We start from the raw sequence: 22,756 nt of genomic DNA, 5'->3' as shown, positions 1-22,756 counted from the left end.
ACCACTCTGCGTTTGAGCGGGGGTGGGTGCTGTCGTGATTCAACCGCAGCTTGAACGGTCGAGGCCTATTTCTCGGGCGCCGCGTTGCCGACACTGTCGTCCAGGGGCGCGTGGAAAGAGCGAATGAACTCGTTCAGCAGGGACTCGTCCCCGTCGACAGTCACCGTTCCGGCCGCCACGGCCGCCTCCGCATTACCGTCGGCGAGGAGTCTCCGCAGACCCGGACCGCTGACGAAGAGCTGTGCGGTCGGATCGGCGCCTTCTTCCACCTGCACCCCCGACTCGCTCACCTCAGCGTGGGCGATCGCAGGACCGGCGGTCACTTCGACGCTGAACGGCTGCACCTTCGACTCGGTTCGAGAGGTGAGCAGCGCGGCCGCCAAGGAACTGTCGGTCGGAATCTCACCCTCACGCGCCTCAATCATGCGACGTGAGCCCCAGCGTCCGAGTTCGATGAGCACGGGGCCGAGGTCCGAACCGTATTCGCTGAGACGGTAGACGACGCTGCGCCCGTCGATGCTGCGCTCGACGATCTCGGCAGCCTCGAGCTCGCGCAATCGTGTGGTCAGGAGGTTCGAGGGAATACCGGGATTTCCCTGCCGAAGCTCATTGAAGCGCTTCGGACCGACGAGGAGGTCTCGAAGGATGATGAATGACCATCGCTCCCCCAGCACCTCGGCGGCCCGAGCCAGACCGCAGAACTGTCCGTACGACTTCATGCTTGACAGCATAGCAAGGCGAGTTCATTATTGAAACCATAGTTTATTTTCTAAACTTAGAAGTTATTGGAACCACTGCACGAAACGCAACGGCTCGAACGAATACTCACTGAGGAGATCACCATGCCCCGCACAGTCATCGCCGCTCTGTTCCAGTCACTCGACGGGATCGCATCCGATCCGTTCAACTTCCAATTCGATTCTTTCGACCAGGAGATGGGCGAGTGGATGACCACGGTCATCGGAGGAGTCGACGACTGCATCCTCGGCCGAGTCACGTATCAGGAATGGGAAGGGCACTGGCCGAATCACACCGAAGGCGAGGACGCACCGTTCGCGGACTTCATCAACTCGACTCCCAAGCACATCGCCTCGACGACGCTGTCACAGCCCGACCTCAAGTGGGAGAACTCGACACTCATCAAGGGCGACCTCGTTGACTTCGTTCGCGAACTCAAAGCGGGCGAAGGAGGCAAGATCGCCGTCGAGGGATCGATGTCGATTGTCCGTCAGCTCGTCGAAGCGAACCTCGTCGACGAACTGACTGTGGCCATCCACCCGGTCGTCGCCGGCAGCGGACGCCCCCTCTTCGAAGGCGGATCGACGACACGGCTGACACTCAAAGACGTACAGCAAACCAGCAAGGGCAACCTGCTGGCCACCTACGGTCCATTCGCCCGCTGATCCTGCAGGTGGATCCTCCTCGATATCAACGCCGCGTTCAAGGCGGTTCCATCCCTGGGACCAGCCTCAGACACCGAGGGGCCGAGCAGGATCTGCGCGCAGTGCGGCAGGAAGTAGCCTTCGGCGATGACTATGGCCACGAGAAGAAGGGGTGCCAAGGGTGCAAGGACCTGGACGAGTCCGGCCGAGAGAACGATGACGGCCTCCGGGTCGGTCGGCGGATCCGCCCGAAGTAGAACCGGGCACCGCGCAGACGATCGGACCAGGTCGGCCGCCTCGGCGGGGTGGGGATGGACAGTTCGAGGAGCTGTTCGGCCAAGGTCCACTCGAGTGCGCGGATCACGGCGAGGAACGTGGGAATGCACAGCAGGATGAAGACGATGATGCTGAAGGCGAGCATGCTCAGTGCCAGAGAGCGATCACTGATCTGGATCCACGCGGTCGCGGCCCAGATGATGACCGCGATGTAGGGCACAGCGACGACCCCTCCAATCAGAAGGACCAGCAGTCTGCGCCACAGCTTCGCCGCCCAAGCTCCCAAAGCCACCAGACTACAGCGGCGGACTGGCATGAGGCCGCTGTCAAAAGACTTCGTCCATGAGCCATCCGAATCGGCATCGGCTCCGAATCATCGGTGTCAGCCACCTTTGGGAAAGGATCGTCATGAATATCTCGAAGTCGTCACATTCACCCGCCGCTGCACGCAGCACCCGTTCGCAGGTGCAGATGGTCTCCGGGCTCTTCGGTGCGGTGTTCCTGCTCGTGGGCATCCTCGGATTCGTCCCGGGCATCACCGCGAACCTCGGTTCGATCAGCTTCGCCGGACATCACACGGACGCCGCGCTGCTCGGACTCTTCCAGGTCACGGTGCTCCACAATATCGTCCATCTGCTCTTCGGCATCGTCGGAATGCTAGGACTGCGTTCACGCCCGCTGGCGAAGAGCTATCTCATCGTCGGCGGCATCATCTACGCGGTGCTGTGGATCTACGGAATGGTGATTCCGATGGAGTCGATGGGCAACTTCGTCGGACTCAACACCGCCGACAACTGGCTGCACTTCGTCCTCGCTGCAGCCATGATCACCACCGGTTTCGTCTTCGGACGGAACTCACGAGGCTGATTCGTCAGTGACGTGGTCAGTGATTTCGTCGGCGCCGGCCCGGCGCGCCCGCGAGCGCGCCAGGCCGGCGCCTATGAGCGTGCCAGAACGGGCCGGACGTCAGAACCCGACGGAGGCTTTGACGATCCACCCGAGAACGACCGCCAGCAGCGCTGCGGCCGGGATCGTCAGGAGCCAGACTCCGAACATCGGCACGAAGTACCGTGCTCTGGCGTGGCCCTTGCGTCCGGCGTATTGGGTGCCGAGGATCGAGGAGCCGAGGACGAAGGTCAGCGACACCGGAACCCGCATGATCAGGGCTGCGGTGTACATGAGGATCGTGGCCGCGCCATCGGCGATGGAGGATTTGAGCGGGTCGAGGCGGACCATGCGCACCGACAGCGTCTGGACCACTCGCCACCCGCTCAGCCCGGTGCCCGCAGCCAGTGCCGCAGCGATGAGGATCCGCACCGGCCAGGAGATCTCGACGATGGACAGACCGTCGTGCGGGGTCGCCTCAACGGCGAGGATTCCGACCATGACCAGGGCCGCGACCTTCTGTGCGTCCTGGACTCCGTGGACGAGCGACAGAGACGCGGTGAGCACGGAATCGACCATGCGTGCGCCGCGGAACAGCGGCTTCGGCGGGGTGGAAGCCAGAGTCTTCGACAGGATGAGCGTGAGCACCCACGCCAGGATGAACCCGAGGATGGGTGAGAGCACCAGCGGCCACACCACGTTGTTCATGGCGTGCTCGACGTTGACGGAGAAGCCGAAGACGATTCCCGCGCCGAGGAGACCGCCGATGAGGCAGTGGGTCGATGACACCGGCAGCGCCAAGTAGTAGGTGAATAGGCTCCACGTCGTCGCTGCCACGAAGGCGATGATGAGGCTGGTGAGGATGAGGTCGGCCGAGCCGGAGAAGAGCACGATCTGGTTGGCCACGACGATGGCGATCCCCTCGCCGAGGAGCGCACCGATGAAGTTGAAGATGACGGCCAGGCTCAGCGCCCACCCGGGTCGCATCGCTCGTCCGACGACCGCGTTGCCGACAGTCAGGGCAGCGTCATGGAATCCGTTCGAGCCGGCGAAGATCACCGCGGCGATGACGACTGCCGCCAAGAGCAGCTCCACGGACTACGACTCCTTGATCGCGATGGCTGCGACGACCTTGCCGAGTTCGGTGAACCCGTGGGCGGCGCGGACGAAGGCCTGCCCGAGTTGGGATACTGCAGCCATATACGTCAGCCCGCGCTTGGAGTTCGGCACCGCGTCCGACATCCGCCACTGCAGGCTCTCCACCTGGTAGGTCAGCCGGTTGATGGAGTCAACGTAGTCCCACTGATCGAGTTTGCCCGGCAGTCGGGTGATCATCCGCGAGGTGTGATCGGTCTGGTTCGACAGCACGGCCAAGGTCTCGGGGACGCCGGACGGCAGCGGGTCGAAGGCTCCGGAAGCGAGAACATAACCGACTCCGTGCAGCCGGTGGCAGATATCGCGCATGTGGTGGCTGAGCAGGTACAGGTCGTTGCGGTCGAACGGGGTGATGTAGTTCTCGCGCAGTGCGCGCAGCATCGCGCCCATGTCCTCATCGGCCCTGTCCCCGATCTCGCGGAGGCGGTCGGCGACATCGCGTCGTTCGCTGATTTCGATTCCGGAGAGTTCGGCGAGCACCAGGTTGCACTGCCGCATCTGAGAGACGAGGTCGGATAATCGCTCGTAGAACACTTTGTCCTGCGGTACCCGCTTGAGCCGCATGCGCTCCTCCTGCCCGGGGCCCGGACGAGCCGGACGAATCTGCATGGTGCCTGGGTGGTATAGGCCGAACGCTGGACCGAGAGCGCCTCTCGGCGGAAGGCCGCTCGAAGCGGCTGAATTTGGAGCCCGGGGCTTCAGCGATCCAGCGTCCGGTGGCCCGAAGGCCATCCCCTACGATACTCGTTCATGCTCATGAATCCACCGCCGAGGCGGCAGATCGGTCGTTGAGAATCTCACAGTCGATATCGTGTTCGGGTGAAAATATCCGGCCCCCGTGGGGACCGCGCTCATACGGTCGGGCGGGACCGCCTCGGCGAGGGTTCTGCCGGTGTGGTCGTGATCAGTCGAGGCCGCCTCGGCGATGGGCGACGGCGGCATCGGACAGGTCTTCGGAGAGCTGGTGCAGGCGTACTGCGGTGTCGTGGTCGTCGGTGCCGGACGCACAGATGCCGACGAAGGCGGCGGCGCGCAGCAGCGCGATGACGACGTCGCCTCGGAAGGCTCCGACGAGGATCTCATCGATGGCGTGGGCCACCTCGTCGGGTCCGGCGGGCAGTTCGACGCCGGCGAGGATCTCGTCGTAGCCGATGCCTTCGGTGACGCGGCGTTGGCCGTCGGAGAACATCTCGGCAAGTTCGCGAGGTGCGGTTCTGATCCATTGGCGCAGGGCGTAGAGGCGCCACAGTGCGCCGGGTGCGGAGACGGCGGGGGCGGCGGACCACATCTCGGCGATGATTTCGAAGCCGATGTCATCGGCGAGTTCGACGAAGCGCCTAGTGGCAGCCTCATCGCGGTTGCCGTGCGCATCGCCGAGCAGCAGTGCCGCGGTGGCGTGCGAGGTCTCCGAGCGGGCGACGGGATCGTCGACGGCACCGACGGAGTCGAGGTCGGCCAGGGGAACGGGACGGTGGAATGCGCGCTGTGACATGGTCAGGGCAGTTTAGTCCCTGCGAGGGCGCGCGGACTAGGACGTGGAGCACATTCGCGCTTTCGCCGCACGGTCAGGTTCTGCTCCCCGGACTCACAACAGACGCTATTAAACTGAGGTCTGATTCGTGACTGCGACCCGCAGCCGCGAGTGACCGAAACGAGGAGGAACTCTCGTGGCAAAATCATCAGTGGCGAAGAAGGGCCTCGACAAGGCTGCGAAGTTGGCAGTCAATGACGACGGCACCCTCAATCCTCGCGCCCAGTCGATGTTGTCGCGTCTGCTGTCCGTGCAGCGACCCGTCGCCCTGGCATACGTGCGCAGTCTGCGCCGGAGGCACCCGGATGCGACCCCCGAAGAGCTCATCAAGATCATTCGCCGGCACTACCTGGCCCTGACCACCTCGGGCGGCGCCGCGGTCGGTGCGACTGCGGCCGTTCCGGGGCTGGGTACGACTGCCGCGCTCGGTGTGGCTGGAGCGGAGACCGCCGGCTTCCTCGAAGGCACTGCCCTGTTCGCGCAGGCGATCGCAGAGATCCACGGACTGCCGGTAGCCGACGCTAAGCGCGCGAACGCCCTGGTGCTCGGCCTCATGCTGGGCAAGGACGGGAAGAACCTCATCCAGAAATTCGGCAAGCAGAACGGGGGCGTGGAGTCGATGTTCGGCAGCTGGGGTGCCACTGTGACCAAGCAGCTGCCCACTCCCCTGGTCGATCTGCTCGTGCGCAAGCTGCGCAAGACCTTCATCCGCAAATTCGCCGCCCGTGCAGGCGGATCGTTCGTCGGCCGTCTGCTGCCCTTCGGCATCGGCGCGGTCATCGGCGCTGTGGTGAACGCGCAGATGGCGCGGAAGGTCGCCGCCGAATCGAAGGAGGCCTTCGGTGCCGCTCCAACGGTCTTCCCCATCGAAACCGAGCCGGAATACGTCGCTCCGAAGAAGGACCGGAAGTTGCTTGCGGGCCTGCGCAATGTCCGTGCTCTGGCCGGGAAGCTGAAGAAAGACAAGGCCATCGAGTCCGAAGTCATCGAGCCCCTTGATCCCGAAGAGCTGGAGTCTCCGGACGGCCTGCCTCGCACCTACACAGGTGAGGATCAGCGCGGACTGGAGAAGTGATCCGCGGGGCCGCGTCGGGAGGGGTTCGAAGGTCTCCCGACGACGGCGGGCGCTGGTTTGAGTAATTCGGGCGCGAACCTCTACTATTGGTTCGTCTCCATCATGCGTCAGCAGGCCTGTGTCCTGCGCTTGTGATGGGGCGGGGCCTCTAGCTCAGTTGGTAGAGCAGCGGACTTTTAATCCGCGGGTCGTGGGTTCGATCCCCACGGGGCCCACCCAGCCTGACCAGGCACGATACCCCGCAACCCCGAAGCTCACAGGTTCGGGGTTGCATCATTTTTGACAGATTTTTGACAAGCAATCCCACTCTCCCCCTCTCACCACAGGTCATCAGGGGTCAACCACGCACCAAGAGTCGAGCATCTGCCGTCATGAAGGCGGACGAATATCGCGCCGTCGCGGCGATCAATGCGCACCGCTTCACCGTCCATCCATTCGGGGCCGTCCTTCTCCCACTCAACGCGAGCGCGGACGGGCACAACGCGCTAACCGCCATAACCCTAGCCGCCAGGAGACCACCGATTCAGCGACAACAACCTCGCAGCCAGCAACAGCTAAAAGTGGCAACATCAGACAACATGCGACAGTCGACGAAATGGTCTAATCTTTGTCGACTGAGCCATCCCACTTCGGAGCTTGCGGACGCCAACGTGCCAACTCCGCGAGAAGGGCATCGGGTTCTTCACTGACGATGAGTGAATCGCGAAACCGCGACGAGATGAAGCCGCTCGCTACCATCTGATCGACCATCGCCAAAAACGGCTGCCAGAAACCGCCTACGTCATATAAGGCGATGGGCTTAGTATGTAGGCCCAATTGCTGCCAGGTCCAAACCTCGAAAAGTTCTTCCAACGTCCCAGCCCCGCCGGGCAGGGCAACGAAGCCATCGGCCAGCTCCGCCATCCGGCTCTTCCGAGCATGCATGTCAGCAACGACGTCGAGCCGCGTAAGACCCGAATGCCCGATCTCACCGTCGACAAGGCTTTGGGGAATCACCCCGTGGACAGTGCCTCCAACAGCCAGCGCAGAGTCAGCTACGACCCCCATCAATCCGACCTCGCCGCCTCCGTACACGATCGAAATTCCGGCGGTTGCGACTTTACGCGCGAAAACTTCTGCAGCTTGTGCGAATTCCGGAGTGTTTCCGAACGCAGAGCCGGTGAAAACTGCCACGGTCCCGAGACGGTGCCGGTTTCTCAGCCTCGGAAAGACTGTTTCGCGCAGAAGCGGAGCGAGATTCGCCGCCTCGGCGGACGGGTGAACCCACTCGATCTGCTCAATTTCCGCCCGCGGTGAATCGACCCTGACCCAAGGGTGCTCGAAAACGGTGGCACGCACATCCTGGCCGGGTTCGTTCGCAGCCGGGGCCGTAAATTCCCCAATCAGGCGAAGGCAGGTAGCGTCCAACTCGACCCCCAGCTCCTCTGCAACTTCACGAACTGCCGCCTGCTCCGAGGACTCGCCAGTTTCTGGCTTCCCGCCTGGGAACATGAGCAACTCGGCGCCCCGCTTCCGTACGGTGAGTATGCGGCCGGCTTCGTCACTGAAGACAACCGCACTGACGAGAATCTGATCGGACATGAGGCTCCTTACCTGGGTACGCGCCTGAGCATTAGAAATCGGAACTCGGGACTACGATAACCAAATAAGTCGAACCGACCCGGGCCTGGATTCGTCGCTGTCACTGATTCGGCCTGAATGTTCGACCCACGGTCCAAGAACTTCAGACCCGCGTCAAGGCTGTCGTCGGACACGCTTCTGACAGCAATATTTCACCTATCTCTTCATCAGCACCGTCTCAAGGTGAAGCTCCTAAAGCGGGCAGGATTCACGCCCAGCTAGGGCGAACGCGTCCACGATCTTTCTTTCCCTGACCGTTCGGGAGGTCAAGAGGTGCTGTGCCGGGTCTGACACAGATTGTTTCCTGACGAACACCCCAAGCAGACGATCAACCGCATAGAGTCGGAGTCATCGACCGGTCAGCGGCGAGGAGGATACGCTCAATGAGTTCGAACTACCGCGCCCAAGCTGGGCTTGCCGTCCACGGCCCCGGTCCTTGGCGCAATCGCGGACCGCTGACACCGGCGCCATCGGTTCGTCGCTGGTGGGCGAGGATCCTCGACGCGGTCTTCGTCCTCCTCTTCTCCGGTCTGGTCATCGGCATTGCGCTGGCCCTGACCACGGTGAACATCATCTCGATCGACGATGCCGCCAAAGTCGCTCTCATCAGCTATCCGCTGATGGCTCTGGTGTTCGGTGCCCTCTACGGCTGTACGCTCTCCCTCGGCCAGGTGCTGTGCGGAGTCGTCACTCTCAAGCACAGCGGCAGGCGAGTCGGGCTCTGGAGGGGCATGACGCGCTATCTGGCGGTCGCGTTCTTCCCGATCACCGTCGTGCTGCTCATCTGGATTCTCTTCGATGCACCGACGATGGACCTGGATCCGATCGACGTCTATTATCGGCGGCCGCCGCAGGCTTGGTAGATCCTGCGCTCTAATTCGCATCACCGCCGACGCGCGATGATGAGTCCGTCCCATCCCTTCTCGCCGACGGTCTGGAGTGCCGTGGCCTCCAGATCGGGGTTCCTAGCGATTGCCGCATTCTGCGATTCGAGTTCGAGTGTGACGACGTGTCCGCCCTCTCCCGCGGCTTGCGCGAGCCAGATGGCCAATAGCCTGCCAGTGTGCCGAATTCGAAGACGCGTTTCGCCCCGGCGATCTTCACCAGGAGCCCGAGGAACGCTCCTTGGTTGGCTGCGACCTCGGCATTGGGCGTTGACGTCGCAGCACCTGACCTACGGGTTGCAATGAGCGCGTCGTCTTCACCGACGAGAGGGTCAGTGAAGTACCTGTCGACTACCTGCCATTCGTCGGCCGCCGGGTAGCGGTTAGCCGGCGGAGAGGATTTGCTTTCGCTCATGCCCTCACACTTGCGCATCGACCGATCGCAGCCTGGGAGTCATTCGAGCGACCGCCGACCCGCTGTCACTCGATTGTGCGACCGCCGAAGACCTGCTGCAGCGGGATCGAATCGTCCTGCCACGGTGTGAGGATCCACGCGACGAGGTAGGCGCCGATTCCGAGCACGGGCAGCAGGAACGAGGCGAGGACGATGAGTCGCATGACCCAGACGTTGATGCCGGTCGTCTGAGAAAGGCCCCCGGCGATACCGCCGAGGATGCGGTCGGGGCCGCGACGGAAACCGATTCTGCGGATGGAGTCGAATAGTGAGTTCATGTCTTCGACTCTACGAATCTGCCCTCACGAAGGCACTGGTGCTGACCGTCGAGACCGATTGAGGAAAACCGGAATCGAGCACCGCCAGGAGCATTTCGGGCCGAATCCCTATACCAGCTCATATCTCAGTCAATGAGACAGCGATCACAATTCCTTGGCGCGTCAGCCGGACTCGAGAGCACCGGGGCAGTTACGCTAGATGAGTTGTGCAACCAAATGTCCGCTTCCGCTGCCTCAGCGACGCGGCACAGAGGAGTCCATTGTGAAGTGGGTTAAGAAAGCCATCCTCACACTCGTCGTCATCTTCGTGGCGTTCTACCTGTTCAGCCGTCCGGAGGATTCCGCCGAGGCGGTCAGGACCGCCTTTGCCGCAGTCGGCACCGGCGTCGGCTCATTGGTCACGTTCTTCACCTCACTCTCCGCATAGCGGATCCGTGCGCAGGCGACAGTGTTGAGTTCGCTGACCGACCCACAGGTCGAGAACCACCTCATCAGCGAAGAAGGTGAGGTCATCGTCGACGAAGTGCGGCGTCACCCGCTTGCCTTCGTCACTCCCACGCTCATCATCCTCCTGGGGCTGGCAGTCGCTGCCCTGTCCTTCGTCATTCCGCCCGAGTTCGCCACGATCCCTTTGGGCATCGGCTGCGTCGTCATGCTCTTCGGCGTCTACCGCGCGCTCTTCGTGCATATGGACCGCTTCGTCATCACTAACATGCGAGTGTTCCGGATTCATGGGATCTTCACACAGCACAAGGCAACGATGCCGATGGCGCGAATCCTCGACATCTCAGTGCACAAACCACTCATGGGTCGGATCTTCCGTTACGGTCACTTCGTCTTCGAATCGGCCGCCCAAGACCAGGGACTGCGCGACATCAGATACGTCGGTCGGCCCGACGAACGGGATCTGACCATCCAGACGGTCATCCAGCGTTCCGGCCTGCGGGCGACCATCAAATCCTTCAATTCCGGGGCCGAGGACGATGATGACGACGACAGCACAGTCGATGACCTCCTGACCGATGAGGACCTCACTGCTCACGACTCTCACGCAGAGAGCGGCGAGTTGAGCGAGCGCGTCTTCGACACCGGCGCCGAATCGACGGTCGACACCGAAGAGTGGAACACGATGGAACTCGACGTCGGCTACCGCGATGCCGCGTCCGAAGAATTCAGAGTCGGTAGTGCGCTGCCTGTCTTCGAGGACTCCATCTCAGCTGCAGCAGGCGAATGGGAGCTGCGCTGGCCGGAACGCAACCGGATGCAGGCCGCCACTGAACTCATGCACGCCCATCGACGCCTCATCACCGATCTCGATGAGAAGCTGCGCCCTCTGGGCCTGACCTACGCAAGGTACGAGATCCTGCTCCTTCTGTTTTTCGAGTCCAGCGGAGCCCTGCCCCTCGTCGAACTCACCGACCGGCTGCAGGTCGAAGCCAGCTCGTCCTTCCACTCGGTGAGGTGGCTTGAGGAGAACTGCCTCATCGAAAGGACCCTGGAACCCGGAGACGACGGAGAGGTCGTCGCCGAGCTCACCCCGAAGGGACGTGCCTTGACCGACCGGGCCAGCCACCTCGTCGCAGATATCCGCTTCGGACTGGGCACGATGTCCACGTCCGAATGCCACCAGCTGACGGCTCTGCTGTCCCGGCAACGCAGAGCCACGGAGTGAGGCTCAGACTTTCGCCGGATTCCGGCGTGCGAAGTCCGGGGCGTGTTCGGCAGTGACACCCATACCCAGAATGTGCGCTGGCATCGCTGTGAGAGCCGGGAAAGTCCTGAGCAGCCACTCCAAGGGTGCGGGCGGATGGATGTCTCCACCGTTGTAGATGACGGGTTCGATCATCCGGTGGATTCCCGATTGCAGAAGTTCGACGACTTTGGTCGTCAGCAGCCGCCGGCGCTGTACACGTCGGAGCTGAGCTTTCGAGACGGCGCCGACGCGCAGCTGTTCCGCCAGCAGTCGAGCAACGGCCGTTCCGTCCTGAACGGCGAGGTTGACGCCGACCCCGCCGAGCGGACTCATCGCGTGCACCGCATCGCCGATGCACAGCAAGCCGTCGATGAACCACCTCGGCGCCTCGTTCCTACGGACGTCGAGCAGCTTCACGTCATCGAGGTTGATCGCGTCGACGTCCTCGGCAAGCGCGGGGAACGTCTCAGCCACAGAGCGGCGAAGCGCCTCGACGCCCTCAGCCCGAAGTCTCGCGTCCGCCCCCTTCGGTATGAGTCGGGCGATCTGCACGTGCCCGTCGCGGGGAATTGCAACGAAGACGCCTGCTCCGTGGGAACGAGGCGCGACGGAGTCAGGCAGCTCGGCCTCGGTGTCGATCCGGAACCACCACACGTCGATCCCGGAGTGGAGTTCGCGGACCGAAAGTCCCGCCTCTTCGCGGGCCCTCGACCACCGCCCGTCGGCAGCGACGACGAGAGGAGCGCGGAATTCGACCACGCCGTCGACTGTGCGATCAGCCGTGTGATCGGCCGCGCGGGCGGCTTGGTGGGCATCCGTGTGGACAGTCTCCTGAGCGCGGACGCCGACCACGCGGTCGCCGTCCCAGATAAGGGAGGTCATCTCGGTGCCCATACGCAGGTCGAATCCCTCTTCGTCGGCCCCCGCCTCGGCGAGAAGGTTGAGGAAGTCCCACTGCGGGGCGATGGTCATGAATGGATGCGGGGTATTCAGACGTGACAGGTCACCGAGGACGAATTCCTCCCCTTGTCTGTCGACGAGACTGATGTTGTTCACCTTGCGATGGGTGATCCGCACGAAACGGTGGTAGAGCCCGAGTTCGTCGAGCAGTCGCAGGGTCGAGGGATGGATGGTGTCGCCGCGGAAGTCGCGGAAGAAGTCCTCGTGCTTCTCGAGCACCACGACCTTCACCCCGCCGCGGGCGAGCAGGAGACCGGCGACGATCCCCGCGGGGCCGCCCCCGCTGATGATGCAGTCGACGTGTTCGACGTCGTGTCCGGTGGCGTGCTTGCTGTCGATGTCAGTTGCGGTGTCGGCCATGACACCCTCCTCGGCTCTCGGCTCGATGGATTCGATGGGCAGCGTTCACGTCCCAGCGTAGTCTGAGGACACCGGGTCAGCTCGACCGTCCGCCGGCCATCTTCTCCGTGACATCGAAGCGTTCCCGGTAGCGGCCGGTGAGCAGGCACCACTGCGAGTACAGCGCGGTCGACGAGTTGAACACGAGCAGCGTGAGCGGATAGAGCAGCCACTGCAGCCACATCGTCAGGCGGCGTTCGCGCGGGACGTGGATCGGTCTGGGCGGCAGAAGTGCGTTGAACACGACGATGGAGACGATGAGACCGATCATGCCGATCTGCTGAATGATGCCCACGGTCATTGGCATGCGCTCCACCAACGAGGTGACCTGCCCAGTCTGCGTGGCCACAACGAAGGGGATCCAGCCGCCGATGGCGATGATGATCGAGATCGACGCGAGGCTGACGTGACCCTCGAGCAGGGAGAAGAACCGGAGCACCCCCGGCCAGAAAGGCGACCGGGCCGTGGGAGCGAAGACCCGCACCCCGACATAGGGAACGTCGGAGGCGCCGTAGGACCAACGGCTGAGCTGTTTGAACTGAGCGACCATCGTGGCCTTGAACGTTCCGGCCTGCACGGCGTCCTGGAAGATCGGGACGTGGATGGGTACGACCCGATAGTCACCGTCGAAATGGAACCAGCTGCGCCAGTACTGGTGGCCGTCCTCGACGATGGTCCGCTTCGACCAGAAGCCCATCCCGACCAGCGCGGTCAGCGGCTGCGCATGGGAGGCGAAGTTGCGCAGCGCGAGCCGCCGGACTGTGGTCGTGAGGTTCCAGAAGCAGTTCGCGCTGGCGACCACTCGCGACGGTGCCGGCACGTCCCAGATGTTCGTGACGTAGAGGCTGATCGGCTGGAATGACAAACGCTCCCGGTCCGGGGCGAGCGCGTATTCGTAGGCGACGCAGTCGAAGTAGGACTCGTGCGGAATGTTGTCACAATCGAGGCTCGTGACGATCACCCTGCGTGGGTCGATGGCCTGGTCACGGACCCATTCGGCCAGGCGGTGACCGGCGTACGTGATGTTCGCGCCTTTGCCGGCGATCTCGTCGGGCAGTCCGGCCGGATGTTCGACGAGGACGAAGGCTCCGAAGCGGTGGCCGTATTCGGCTTCAAGCCGACGCGCGGTCTCGGCCATGGCGGGCCCGCCGCGTTCCTCATGGGCGAAGAAGACGAGGAGCTGTTCGGGCTTCGTCGAGGTGTGCAGCAGGGTGCGGATGGTGTCGGCGATGACCGGGTAGGGTTCGTTGTATGCGGCCACGACGACCGCGTGGAGCAGTGTCGAGGGCCGCATAATCGAGTGCGGGTCGGCGCTGACCTGATCGACCAGTGCGGCGTGGTCGGCGGCGCGGAATCCGCCGCGTGGGTGTGCCAATGATGGGCGGCCGTCCATGGCTCGTTCGAGGTCGGTGAGTCTGGCTGCCCAGTCGACGCGGGCGCTGCGGCGAAAGCGGAGGAATCCGCGGGCGACGTCGACGGCACCGAGCATGGCGCGGACGAACATCAACCCGACGATGGAGAGCACGTAGACGGCGCCGAGCATCGCATCGACGAACGGGAGGATGAACACGAGGCCGACCGCTGTGAAGCTGATCGCCGCCGGCAGAGCTTCGAAGAACCGGTACGCGAGAGTCCGCTGCCCTGTCGGAAGCTCGAGGTCGGTGGATGGAAGTCCGGGATCGGAACTCGCTTTGGGGCCCACAGAGATCCGTGGACGTGCAGAGTGTGTTTCGACGACGGTGGCTGGTTCGCGGTTCGCTCTCACTCTTTCGATCCTGAGTGCCCCGACTGGACAGCGGTTTGTCGGAAGATGCAGGTCAGGTGAACTTTTCGTGCCCGAGTCCGTTCCGATCACCCGCCTCGGCCGGTAGCATCCAGTCATGGCCCACACAGTCCGCCCGCCTGAGCCCGCCGATGCCGCAGCCATGGCCCGCGTCCATGTCGACACCTGGAGTGAGACCTACCGCGGGATCATGCCCAACGAACTCCTCGACGCTCCCGATCTCCTCGACCGCAGGCAGCGTATGTGGACGCAGATCCTCGCCGAGGCGGCCCCATCGAAATTCACCTGCGTCGTCGCCGAATCCGATGGCCGGTTGGTCGGCATCGCCATGTCCGGACCGCCGGAAAGCGGCGAAAACCCGAATGACGATAACGGCCTCGAGCACGAGCCGAGCCGGGCAGCCTGTCCCGAGGATCGGCACCTCTATGTCCTCTACGCCTATCAGTCCATGCACGGCACAGGCGTCGGCCAGGACCTGCTCGACGCCGTCGTCGATCCGACTGCGACGACCGCGCTGTGGGTAGCCGATCCGAATCCCCGTGCCCAGGCGTTCTATTCGAAGAACGGCTTCATCTCCGACGGCACCATCAAGACCGACGAGTACGACGGAGTACGCGAAATGCGGATGGTGCGCCAAGCAGAGGATTGAATTTGCCTCAGTCAACGCGAAGTGCGAAATAGTCGTCGCTGGAGACGACTGTTTCGAGTTTCGCGTTGACCGGCACTCTGTCAGGTCCAGATGACCCTGTCCTGCGCGCTCAGCTTCCCACCGGCACCGAGGCGGCCGAGAGTGAGTGCCCCGACGAGGGGTCCGCCTGCGGGTTCGACGATGGTGGCGTTCGGGTCCAGGTGTCCGGTTTCGGTGCGGAATCCCTCAACGAGATGGTCTCCCGCAGCTGCGAGTCCCCCGGTGAGAGCGATGCGCACGGGTTCATCTGCACTTCGATAGTCTGCAGATGCGGCAGCAGAAGGCGGGGTGCCGTCGGCAGGGGCCGACGTCGACGAAGCGTCGATTCGGTGGGCAGTTCGACTTGCAGCGAGCGCACTGCGCGCGGCCTCCTCACCGGCGCTGCGGAGCAGGTCGGCCGACGCTGCGTCGCCGGCGCGAGCCGCTTCGGCGATGTCGACGGCGAATTCGGCGAGCAGTCCGGCCCGATCGTTGCGGGTATAGAACTGACCCGGCCACGAGGTGGATGGTCCGAAACGTCGAGTGCCCGCTTCGAGCAGCGCACGCCCTCGTTCGTCGAGTCCGTCATGAGTGCGCAGAGCGAGTTCGAGGCCCTGACGGCCGAGCCAGGCTCCTCCCCCGCGATCGCCGAAGAGGTGCCCCCAGCCATCTGCGCGTGACCAATTGTCCGACCATCTGCCCGAAGCGTCCGGCCCCGGGTGAGCGATGGCGATCGCTCCCGTACCGAGCACGGTAATTGCCCCGCCGGTCCCACCGAGAGCGCCGAGGTGGGCGGTGACGGCATCGATGGCCGCGACCGCCGGCACCCCGAGCTCGGCCGAGATCTCCGCCAGGACAACGGAAGGATCTTCGGCGAGGGAGGCGATGCCGGTCGCACCGATGCCGATTCCACTGACTTCGGAGAACCGTTCGTGCCATGTCTCCGCGGCCGAGGTCACGACCTCGCGGACCACGTCGAGGACAGTGCTGCCGTTCGACCCGATCTCGATGCGCGGGCCGATGAGCTGCTCGACGATGCGCGGGACGGAACCCGAATCATCGCTCTCGCCGAGCGCGGCCCGGCTGCCGGTGCCGCCGATGTCGATGCCGAGGATCTGGCTCATGTGCCCACGGTACCCGGGCCGGCGTCGTCCGCCCCGGAGGCCTGACCAGCTTCGGAGTGCGCACGTGTTCCGACGAGTTCGGCGATCGCGGCCCTGACCGATCCGTCATGGGTCTCCAAGGTCGACCCGGCCAGGGCGGGGGCCGCCTCGGTGAAGGAGACGACGATGGCGGTCTTGAGATCGCCGTCGCAGCTCTCGAGCAGAGCCCGCGCGTCGGCATCGCCCAGGTCGGCTGCTTCGCGGAGGATGCGCACGGTGCGTTCGCGCAGCTTCGCGTTCGTCGCGACGACCGAGACCATGAGGTTATCCCAGGTGCGGCCGAGGGCGACCATGAGCGCGGTCGAGAACCCGTTGAGGGTGAGCTTCTGCGCGGTGCCGGCTTTGAGGCGGGTGGATCCGGTGATCACCTCGGGACCGGTGTCGAGCACGATATGGTCATCGGCCTTTTCGGCCAGGGAGGCGTGCGGATTGTTCGAGATGAGCACCGTGTGGGCGCCGTTCGCCCGTGCCGCATCGAGCGCCCCGCCGACGTACGGGGTCGACCCGCTCGCTGCGATGCCGATGGCCACGTCATCGGGTCCGAGCTCCGCACCAGCCGCAGATCCGTCAGCACCGGAGTCCTCGGCGTTCTCGACGGCGTTGACCAACGCCGCCTGACCTCCGGCGATATGTCCGATGACCCGGCCCGGCTCGAGGTTGAACGTCGGCAGCAGTTCGCTCGCGTCGAGGACACCCAACCGCCCCGAGGTGCCCGCACCGAAGTAGTGGACACGGCCGCCTCGGCGCATTCGTTCCGCCGCGATGTCGACGAGTTCGGCCAGCTGCGGCAGGGCGGCGGCGACCGCATCGATGACGGCGCGGTCTTCGGTGTTGAGGACCCGCAGCACCCCGAGGGTGTCGAGGTCATCGAGTCCGGAGCTGGCGGGATTGCGTTGCTCGGTCGGCGACAGGGGACGCTGGAAGGAGGTCATGGACGGGTGCTTCCTTCCGCCTCGGCGGGGGTGGTGGGCTCTTCGACGACCTTCGTCTTGTGGCGCAGGCCGAGCAGGCCGCCGACGATGAAGGTGACGATGATGCCGAGCAGCGGGTACCACTGCCACGCCACCCATACCTCTCCGGTGACGTACTTCTCCATGACGAAGAAGAACGCGTTGACGGCCACGGCGAGGGCGAAGGCGATGTTCGCATCGACGGCCCGGGCCCGTTTGTTGACGATGCCGAAGACGAAGGCACCGAGCAGACCGCCGTAGGTGATTCCGGCGATGCCGAGTGCGAGGATGACGATGTTGCCGGAGTCGGATTCGAAGACCGTAGCGGGCAGGATGAACGCGATGCCCCAGCCGATCGTCGCCCAGCGGCCGACCTTGAATCCCTGCTCGTCGGTCATCGGGGTGCGTTTGAACTTCGCGTACACGTCGTTGACCGTCGATGACGACAGGGCCGACAGCGACGAGGACAGCGTCGACATCGCGGCGGCGAGGATGCCGGCCAGCATCAGTCCGGAGATTCCCGTGGGCAGGCCTTCGATGATGAACAGCGGGAAGATCTCGTCGTCGCGGGTCAGACCGAGGTCTGCCGGCAGCGCGTGATCGTAGTACGCCCACAGCGCCAGTCCGACGAGGAGGAAGATCGCGAACTGAACGACCACGACGAAGCCCGAGGTGATGAGGGCCTTCTGCGCCTCGATCTTCGACCGGCACGACAGCAGCCGCTGAACGATGAGCTGATCGGACCCGTGCGAGGCCATGGCGAACACGGCACCGCCGAGCACCGAGGGAATGAACGAGGTGTCTGCAGAGATCGGATTGCCCTCGAAGACGAAGATATTCGTCTTTCCGGCTTCGACCGCCTCGGCGAACCAGCCACCGCCGATCGATGCGGAGATGATGATGATCGCGAGGATCCCGCCGAGGACGTAGAGGATCATCTGTGCCACGTCGACCCAGACCACGGCCTTGATACCGCCGATGAACGTGTACACGATCGTGACCAGCGAGAGGACGACGATGATGACGAAGTAGTTCGTGTGGATGCCGAGCCCGTCGAGGATGACCTTGAGCGGGATGGCCGCGGCGAGCACGCGGATGCCGTCGGCGAGCAGTCGGGTGAAGAGGAACGTCACGCCGGCCGTGGTCTGCGTCGACTGGCCGAAGCGTTTGCCGAGGTAGGCGTAGGCGGTGATCATCTCACCGTCGTAGTAGCGCGGCAGCATGAAGTAGGCGACGATGACGCGGCCGAGGATGTAGCCGAGTCCCAGCTGCAGGTAGTTGAGGTCGCCGAGGTAGCTCATGACGGGGATGCCGATGACGGTGAGTGCGCTCGTCTCAGTGGCGACGACGGACAGGCAGACGGCCCACCACGGCAGGTCGCGCCCGCCGAGGAAGTAGCCCTTGAGGCTGCTCTGCTTTCCGCTCAGCGCCAGTCCCAGCCACGCCGTCGCGACGAGATAGGCGATGATCACCAGGAGGTCGATGATCTGCATTGGTCTCTCCTTGTTGGGGGTGTCTTGTTAGGGGGTGTGGAGTGTGTCGGGTTCCGTCGGTGAGTTTGCGTCCGTCAGCCTCAGCCGGGTGGGCCGTCGGTGGAGGGGTTCGGGCAGGTGCAGCGGCCCGTCACCGGGAGTGAACCGACCCGCGATACGCGGTCCGGTCGCCCCGGTCAGGCTCGGCGCGGTGCCGTCGAGTCCGTGCCAGCTCAGCCATCCGAGGAGAGACATGAGCAGCGCTTCCTTGCTTCCTTCGGGCAGTCCGAAAGCGTCATCCGTGCTCGTGAGAGTCACGCCCTCGCCCAGTTCCTCGCCGAGGCGGCGCATGAGTTCCGGATTCCTCGTCCCACCTCCCGAGGCGATGACGGTGGTGACTTCGTGAAGTCGGAGCGCCTCGGCGATGGTGCGCGCGGTCAGCGCTGTGACCGTGGCGATCTGATCATGCTCGCCGAGGTGGGGATGGGATTCGAGGAATGAATCGAGATAGGCGGCGTGGAAGAGTTCCTTGCCGGTCGATTTCGGGGCCGGGCGTCCGTAGAAGGGCTCGGTGAGGAGCGCGGTGAGCAGGTCATCGTCGACGGTGCCGGCTGCGGCGAGTGCGCCATCGCGGTCATAGCTCTGCCGGCCGTCGGTGATGCGGCGGGCGAGGATGTCGATGAGGGCGTTGGCCGGGCCGGTGTCGAAGGCGATGGGGTCCTGACCGGGAGTGATGACGGTGATGTTCGCGATTCCGCCGAGGTTGAGCACTGCGGTCGGAGCCTCGACGTCGGAGAGCAAAAGGGAATCGAGCAGCCCGACGAGCGGGGCTCCCTGTCCCCGGCCGCGACGTCGCGGGAGCGGACATCGGAGAGCACTGGAACGCCCAGTCGTTCGGCGATGAAGGCCGGCTGCCCGAGCTGGAGGGTCGAGGTGACCTGTCCGTCGGTGATGTCGTGTCTGACCGTCTGTCCGTGGCTGACGACGAGGTCGGGTGAAAGGTCATGGGCGGTGCAGAGTTCGGACAGAGCTTCGGCACAGAAGCGTCCGAGCCGGGCGTCGATGCTGCTGACCAGGGACAGCGGAATGTCGGCGGGTTCGAGGAGGCGGAGGATGTCGGCGGAGAGTTCGACGTCGAACGGGGTTTCGCGTTCGGCGAGGATCCGCACGGTCAGTGTGGTGGGATCCGCGCCGACGAGGTCGGAGCCGACGGTGGGGTCGGGCATGAATTCGGCGATGACGAGGTCGAGGCCATCGGCGGAGGTTCCGGTCATGAGTCCGGCGATGATCATGGCTGCTCTCCTCCTGTGTGTGCGGGGACTGTGGATGTGGGAGCGGCGTCTGTGGTGGGGTCGGCGTCGGCTGGAACCGTCAGACTGGTGACCGGCGGGGCGGGGATGGTGAGTTCGGTGCGGACCTTGTACCGGTCGCCGCGGTAGACGGAGCGGACGAATTCGAATGGCCGGTCGTCGGCGCCGCGGGAGATGCGCTCGAACAGCAGTGCCGGTGAGAGTTCGTCGACGCCGAGGTGTTGAGCTTCGCCTGCGTCGAGGAGGGTCGGTTCGATCGTCTGCACGCTGTGGTTGAGGCTGATGCCGAAGTTGCGGCGCAGCAGTTCGTAGAAGGACTGGTTCTCGAGGTCGTCGGCGCTCAGCCCCGGGACGAGGGCTGAGGGGACGTGGAGTTCTTCAAGGGCGATCGGTTCGTCATCGGCCAGGCGCAGACGCAGGATCGCAATGACCCGATCACCTTCAGCGATGTGGAGTCTCCGGGCGATATGAGCACCTGCCGGAGCGGTGTCGAAGCTGAGGATATGGGACCCGGGGCGCATTCCGCGGGCGATCATGTCTTCGGTGAAGGAGCTTGCTGCCAGCGGCTGGTCGAGTTTCGGGCCGAGGGCGAACACGCCCGTGCCGTGACGTCTGCGGACCATGCCCTTGGCGACGAGTTCGTCGATGGCTCGGCGCAGGGTCATCCGCGAGATGCCCAGGGTCTCGGCGAGCTGTCGTTCTGGCGGGAACTGCTCACCGGCGGCCATGCCCTCGAGTCGGTCGAGGAGCTGGTCGCGGATCGCATGGAATTTCGTCACACCCCTATTGAGGCACAGGACACATCACGAAATCAAGACCACTGGTCTACTTTGAGCTGCGGCTTCCGGTCGCTCAAAGGTTGGCGCGGATATGTCGTCGCCGACGACGCGATTTCCGCGCTTGCGCTTGATCGACGCACTTGCAGCCCGTGCGATGCCTCATTCGGTGGAGGCAGAGGGGTTCACGCGGGAACAGAAAGTCCTTAGCATGAAGCCATGACTGCATATACCGGACAGAAGCTGCTCGACGCGCTCGACTCCAAGGGACTCGGCGACTGGCAGGGCCTGCCGGACTGCATCGGCGCCCGGTTCCTCACCGGCGACTTCGCAACTGGGCTCGACCTCGTCGCACGCATCGGCGAGCGCGCCGAGGAAGCGGGCCACCATCCCGATGTGACCCTGACGTTCCCGCACGTCGACATCCGACTGACCAGCCACGACACCGGCGCCGTGACCGAACGCGACCTCAACCTCGCTGGGCAGATCAGCCAGCTGGCCGCCTCGGCGGGGGTGGAGGCGGACCCGAGTGTCCCCGCGCTGCTCGAGCTCGGTCTCGACACTGCGAACAAGGAGGCCATCGCCCCGTTCTGGGCGGCGCTCCTGACCGGGGATGCAAGCAACGTCTCCGGACCTGACGTCACAGATCCCGCCGGGCAGATGCCGCTGCTGTGGTTCCAGGACTGCGAAGAGCACGAGGTTCCGCACCAGCGTCTGCACGTCGACGTCTCCGTGCCGGCGGCGGTCGCACCGGAACGGATCAAGGCCGCGGTGGATGCCGGAGGCACGATCGTCGACGAGTCCCAGGCGCCGTCGTTCACCGTCCTTTCCGATGCCGACGGCAATCGTGCATGCGTGTGCACGCTGGCCGGACGATCCTGACTTCGCCGCCGGCGGTCATCAGGACGCTGCCGGATAGAACAGCGGCGGCTCTCTGGCTGCGTCCACGCATACTAGGCTGAGAGCACAGACATTCGTGCAACCCAGGAGGACGCGTGTACCAAGCCGCCGAGAACCGCTACGATTCGATGACCTTCCGCCCGGTCGGCCGGTCCGGACTCGTCCTTCCCGCCCTGTCGCTGGGACTGTGGCACAACTTCGGCGACGACGTCGCTTTCCAGAACCAACGCGACATCGTCCGTCGGGCCTTCGACATGGGCATCGCGCACTTCGACCTGGCGAACAACTACGGTCCGCCTCCGGGCTCGGCGGAGACGAACTTCGGCCGACTGCTGCGCGAAGACCTCCACCCCTACCGCGATGAGCTCATCATCTCGACGAAGGCTGGCTGGAACATGCACGGCGGCCCCTATGGTGGTCCCGGCGGCAGCCGCAAATACCTGCTGGCCAGCCTTGATGCGTCCTTGCGCCGGATGGGCCTCGACTATGTCGACATCTTCTACTCCCACCGCCCCGATGCTTCGACGCCTCTCGAGGAGACGATAGGCGCGCTCGACACCGCGGTGCGGTCGGGTCGTGCCCTCTACGCAGGCATCTCCTCATACTCGGCAGCCGATACGGCCCGGGCTTCGCAGATCGCTCGCGACCTGGGCACTCCCCTGCTCATCCACCAGCCGTCGTACTCGATGATCAACCGGTGGATCGAAGATGACGGGCTGCTCGCGACCACGGACGACGAGGGACTCGGCGTCATCTGCTTCTCCCCGCTCGCCCAGGGCCTGCTCACGGACAAGTATCTCGGTGGAGTTCCAGACGATTCGCGGGCCGGAAAGGCGAAGCCGTCGTTCAAGGACGGGTTCCTCAGCGCCGACAACCTCTCCCGGATCCGGTCGCTGAACGACATCGCCGCTGCCCGCGGTCAGTCCCTGGCTCAGATGGCGTTGGCCTGGGCGCTGCGCGATGAGCGAGTGTCGTCGCTGGTCATCGGAGCCAGCCGGGTCGAACAGCTCGAGCACAATGTCGCGGCCCTCGACGCCGCGCCCTTGAGCGATGAAGAGCTGAGGGCGATTGACGAGTTCGCCGTCGATTCCGGCGTCGACATCTGGGGAGACGCCCGCCGCAGCACCGCCGAGTGAGGCGACG

General features: G+C 64.3%; 23 protein-coding genes, 1 tRNA gene and 2 pseudogenes. 10 read left to right on the top strand and 16 right to left on the bottom strand.

The window, feature by feature from the left end; genetic code table 11:
- Positions 1-65 precede the first annotated feature (65 nt).
- Complete coding sequence (locus tag BLU88_RS04995) at positions 66-719, bottom strand: winged helix-turn-helix transcriptional regulator (RefSeq protein ID WP_092017175.1); 654 nt, start codon at positions 717-719, stop codon at positions 66-68.
- Positions 720-842: 123 nt separating this feature from the next.
- Here BLU88_RS04995 and BLU88_RS04990 point away from each other — a divergent pair, with 123 nt between their 5' ends.
- Complete coding sequence (locus tag BLU88_RS04990; RefSeq protein WP_092010696.1) at positions 843-1,403, top strand: dihydrofolate reductase family protein; 561 nt, start codon at positions 843-845, stop codon at positions 1,401-1,403.
- A gap of 130 nt (positions 1,404-1,533) precedes the next feature.
- Here the strand turns inward: BLU88_RS04990 and BLU88_RS04985 are convergent, their stop codons facing one another.
- Positions 1,534-1,878 carry a hypothetical protein gene (locus tag BLU88_RS04985; RefSeq protein WP_092010694.1) on the bottom strand — a complete coding sequence of 115 codons (345 nt, stop codon included), beginning with the start codon at positions 1,876-1,878 and terminating at the stop codon, positions 1,534-1,536.
- A gap of 188 nt (positions 1,879-2,066) precedes the next feature.
- On the opposite strand from BLU88_RS04985, the gene BLU88_RS04980 reads away from it, so the two are divergent.
- A complete protein-coding gene (locus BLU88_RS04980) occupies positions 2,067-2,525 on the top strand; it encodes a DUF4383 domain-containing protein (RefSeq protein ID WP_092010692.1) in 459 nt (152 codons plus the stop codon).
- 99 nt (positions 2,526-2,624) lie between these two features.
- On the opposite strand, the gene BLU88_RS04975 is transcribed toward BLU88_RS04980, so the two are convergent.
- The 3 genes from BLU88_RS04975 to BLU88_RS04965 form a co-directional block, all read right to left on the bottom strand.
- Positions 2,625-3,638: an inorganic phosphate transporter gene (locus BLU88_RS04975; RefSeq protein WP_092010689.1), complete on the bottom strand. Its 1,014-nt coding sequence runs from the start codon at positions 3,636-3,638 to the stop codon at positions 2,625-2,627.
- Between the two features lie 3 nt (positions 3,639-3,641).
- Complete coding sequence (locus BLU88_RS04970) at positions 3,642-4,262, bottom strand: DUF47 domain-containing protein (RefSeq protein ID WP_092010686.1); 621 nt, start codon at positions 4,260-4,262, stop codon at positions 3,642-3,644.
- Positions 4,263-4,602: 340 nt separating this feature from the next.
- The gene (locus tag BLU88_RS04965; protein WP_231939598.1) at positions 4,603-5,190 is read right to left on the bottom strand and encodes a hypothetical protein; all 588 of its coding nucleotides are present in this window, start codon (positions 5,188-5,190) and stop codon (positions 4,603-4,605) included.
- Positions 5,191-5,365: 175 nt separating this feature from the next.
- Between BLU88_RS04965 and BLU88_RS04960 the strand changes: the two genes are divergently transcribed.
- Together BLU88_RS04960 and BLU88_RS04955 are read left to right on the top strand one after the other, a co-directional pair.
- Complete coding sequence (locus BLU88_RS04960; protein WP_231939597.1) at positions 5,366-6,304, top strand: hypothetical protein; 939 nt, start codon at positions 5,366-5,368, stop codon at positions 6,302-6,304.
- A gap of 142 nt (positions 6,305-6,446) precedes the next feature.
- Positions 6,447-6,519, top strand: a tRNA-Lys gene (locus tag BLU88_RS04955).
- A gap of 385 nt (positions 6,520-6,904) precedes the next feature.
- Here BLU88_RS04955 and BLU88_RS18995 read toward each other — a convergent pair.
- A complete protein-coding gene (locus tag BLU88_RS18995; RefSeq protein ID WP_092010683.1) occupies positions 6,905-7,885 on the bottom strand; it encodes a TIGR00730 family Rossman fold protein in 981 nt (326 codons plus the stop codon).
- A gap of 422 nt (positions 7,886-8,307) precedes the next feature.
- Between BLU88_RS18995 and BLU88_RS04945 the strand changes: the two genes are divergently transcribed.
- On the top strand, positions 8,308-8,787 hold the full coding sequence (locus BLU88_RS04945) for an RDD family protein (RefSeq protein ID WP_092010680.1): 480 nt from the start codon (positions 8,308-8,310) through the stop codon (positions 8,785-8,787).
- Between the two features lie 20 nt (positions 8,788-8,807).
- Here the strand turns inward: BLU88_RS04945 and BLU88_RS18530 are convergent, their stop codons facing one another.
- The 3 genes and pseudogenes from BLU88_RS18530 to BLU88_RS04935 form a co-directional block, all read right to left on the bottom strand.
- Entirely contained in the window at positions 8,808-8,975 is a 168-nt protein-coding gene (locus BLU88_RS18530) for a hypothetical protein (protein WP_231939749.1), read from the bottom strand.
- 59 nt (positions 8,976-9,034) lie between these two features.
- Positions 9,035-9,223: pseudogene (locus BLU88_RS18525) on the bottom strand (hypothetical protein); the annotation flags it as partial.
- A gap of 65 nt (positions 9,224-9,288) precedes the next feature.
- The gene (locus BLU88_RS04935; protein WP_092010677.1) at positions 9,289-9,540 is read right to left on the bottom strand and encodes a PspC domain-containing protein; all 252 of its coding nucleotides are present in this window, start codon (positions 9,538-9,540) and stop codon (positions 9,289-9,291) included.
- 262 nt (positions 9,541-9,802) lie between these two features.
- On the opposite strand from BLU88_RS04935, the gene BLU88_RS18285 reads away from it, so the two are divergent.
- Both BLU88_RS18285 and BLU88_RS04930 read left to right on the top strand, forming a co-directional pair.
- Complete coding sequence (locus BLU88_RS18285; RefSeq protein WP_167356866.1) at positions 9,803-9,967, top strand: hypothetical protein; 165 nt, start codon at positions 9,803-9,805, stop codon at positions 9,965-9,967.
- A gap of 24 nt (positions 9,968-9,991) precedes the next feature.
- A complete protein-coding gene (locus BLU88_RS04930; protein WP_092010674.1) occupies positions 9,992-11,212 on the top strand; it encodes a PH domain-containing protein in 1,221 nt (406 codons plus the stop codon).
- Positions 11,213-11,215: 3 nt separating this feature from the next.
- Here the strand turns inward: BLU88_RS04930 and BLU88_RS04925 are convergent, their stop codons facing one another.
- Complete coding sequence (locus BLU88_RS04925) at positions 11,216-12,553, bottom strand: FAD-dependent oxidoreductase (protein WP_092010671.1); 1,338 nt, start codon at positions 12,551-12,553, stop codon at positions 11,216-11,218.
- A gap of 76 nt (positions 12,554-12,629) precedes the next feature.
- Positions 12,630-14,357: a hypothetical protein gene (locus BLU88_RS04920; protein ID WP_197678188.1), complete on the bottom strand. Its 1,728-nt coding sequence runs from the start codon at positions 14,355-14,357 to the stop codon at positions 12,630-12,632.
- Between the two features lie 115 nt (positions 14,358-14,472).
- Between BLU88_RS04920 and BLU88_RS04915 the strand changes: the two genes are divergently transcribed.
- The gene (locus BLU88_RS04915) at positions 14,473-15,024 is read left to right on the top strand and encodes a GNAT family N-acetyltransferase (protein ID WP_197678187.1); all 552 of its coding nucleotides are present in this window, start codon (positions 14,473-14,475) and stop codon (positions 15,022-15,024) included.
- An 80-nt stretch (positions 15,025-15,104) separates the two neighbouring features.
- On the opposite strand, the gene BLU88_RS04910 is transcribed toward BLU88_RS04915, so the two are convergent.
- The 5 genes and pseudogenes from BLU88_RS04910 to BLU88_RS04890 all read right to left on the bottom strand — a co-directional run bounded on the left by BLU88_RS04910 (position 15,105) and on the right by BLU88_RS04890 (position 20,716).
- Complete coding sequence (locus BLU88_RS04910) at positions 15,105-16,166, bottom strand: BadF/BadG/BcrA/BcrD ATPase family protein (protein ID WP_092010665.1); 1,062 nt, start codon at positions 16,164-16,166, stop codon at positions 15,105-15,107.
- Positions 16,163-17,137, bottom strand: a complete 975-nt coding sequence (gene murQ, locus BLU88_RS04905) for an N-acetylmuramic acid 6-phosphate etherase (protein ID WP_092010662.1) — start codon at positions 17,135-17,137, stop codon at positions 16,163-16,165. Before murQ ends, BLU88_RS04910 begins: the two co-directional genes overlap by 4 nt.
- Positions 17,134-18,648 carry a sodium:solute symporter gene (locus BLU88_RS04900; RefSeq protein WP_092010659.1) on the bottom strand — a complete coding sequence of 505 codons (1,515 nt, stop codon included), beginning with the start codon at positions 18,646-18,648 and terminating at the stop codon, positions 17,134-17,136. The genes murQ and BLU88_RS04900 overlap by 4 nt, the downstream gene beginning before the upstream one ends.
- 27 nt (positions 18,649-18,675) lie before the next feature.
- Positions 18,676-19,853, bottom strand: a pseudogene (locus BLU88_RS04895) (anhydro-N-acetylmuramic acid kinase).
- A 62-nt stretch (positions 19,854-19,915) separates the two neighbouring features.
- Positions 19,916-20,716 (bottom strand): GntR family transcriptional regulator, encoded by an 801-nt coding sequence (locus BLU88_RS04890; RefSeq protein WP_092010656.1) that lies wholly within the window; start codon positions 20,714-20,716, stop codon positions 19,916-19,918.
- A 216-nt stretch (positions 20,717-20,932) separates the two neighbouring features.
- On the opposite strand from BLU88_RS04890, the gene BLU88_RS04885 reads away from it, so the two are divergent.
- Both BLU88_RS04885 and mgrA read left to right on the top strand, forming a co-directional pair.
- The gene (locus BLU88_RS04885) at positions 20,933-21,595 is read left to right on the top strand and encodes a 4a-hydroxytetrahydrobiopterin dehydratase (protein ID WP_092010653.1); all 663 of its coding nucleotides are present in this window, start codon (positions 20,933-20,935) and stop codon (positions 21,593-21,595) included.
- A gap of 113 nt (positions 21,596-21,708) precedes the next feature.
- Positions 21,709-22,749, top strand: a complete 1,041-nt coding sequence (mgrA, locus tag BLU88_RS04880) for an L-glyceraldehyde 3-phosphate reductase (RefSeq protein WP_092010650.1) — start codon at positions 21,709-21,711, stop codon at positions 22,747-22,749.
- Positions 22,750-22,756 lie beyond the last annotated feature (7 nt).

The organism is Brevibacterium siliguriense (assembly GCF_900105315.1).
Lineage (GTDB): Bacteria > Actinomycetota > Actinomycetes > Actinomycetales > Brevibacteriaceae > Brevibacterium > Brevibacterium siliguriense.
The sequence above is the reverse complement of the archived record's forward strand: the minus strand, read 5'-3'. Positions and strand labels throughout refer to the sequence as shown.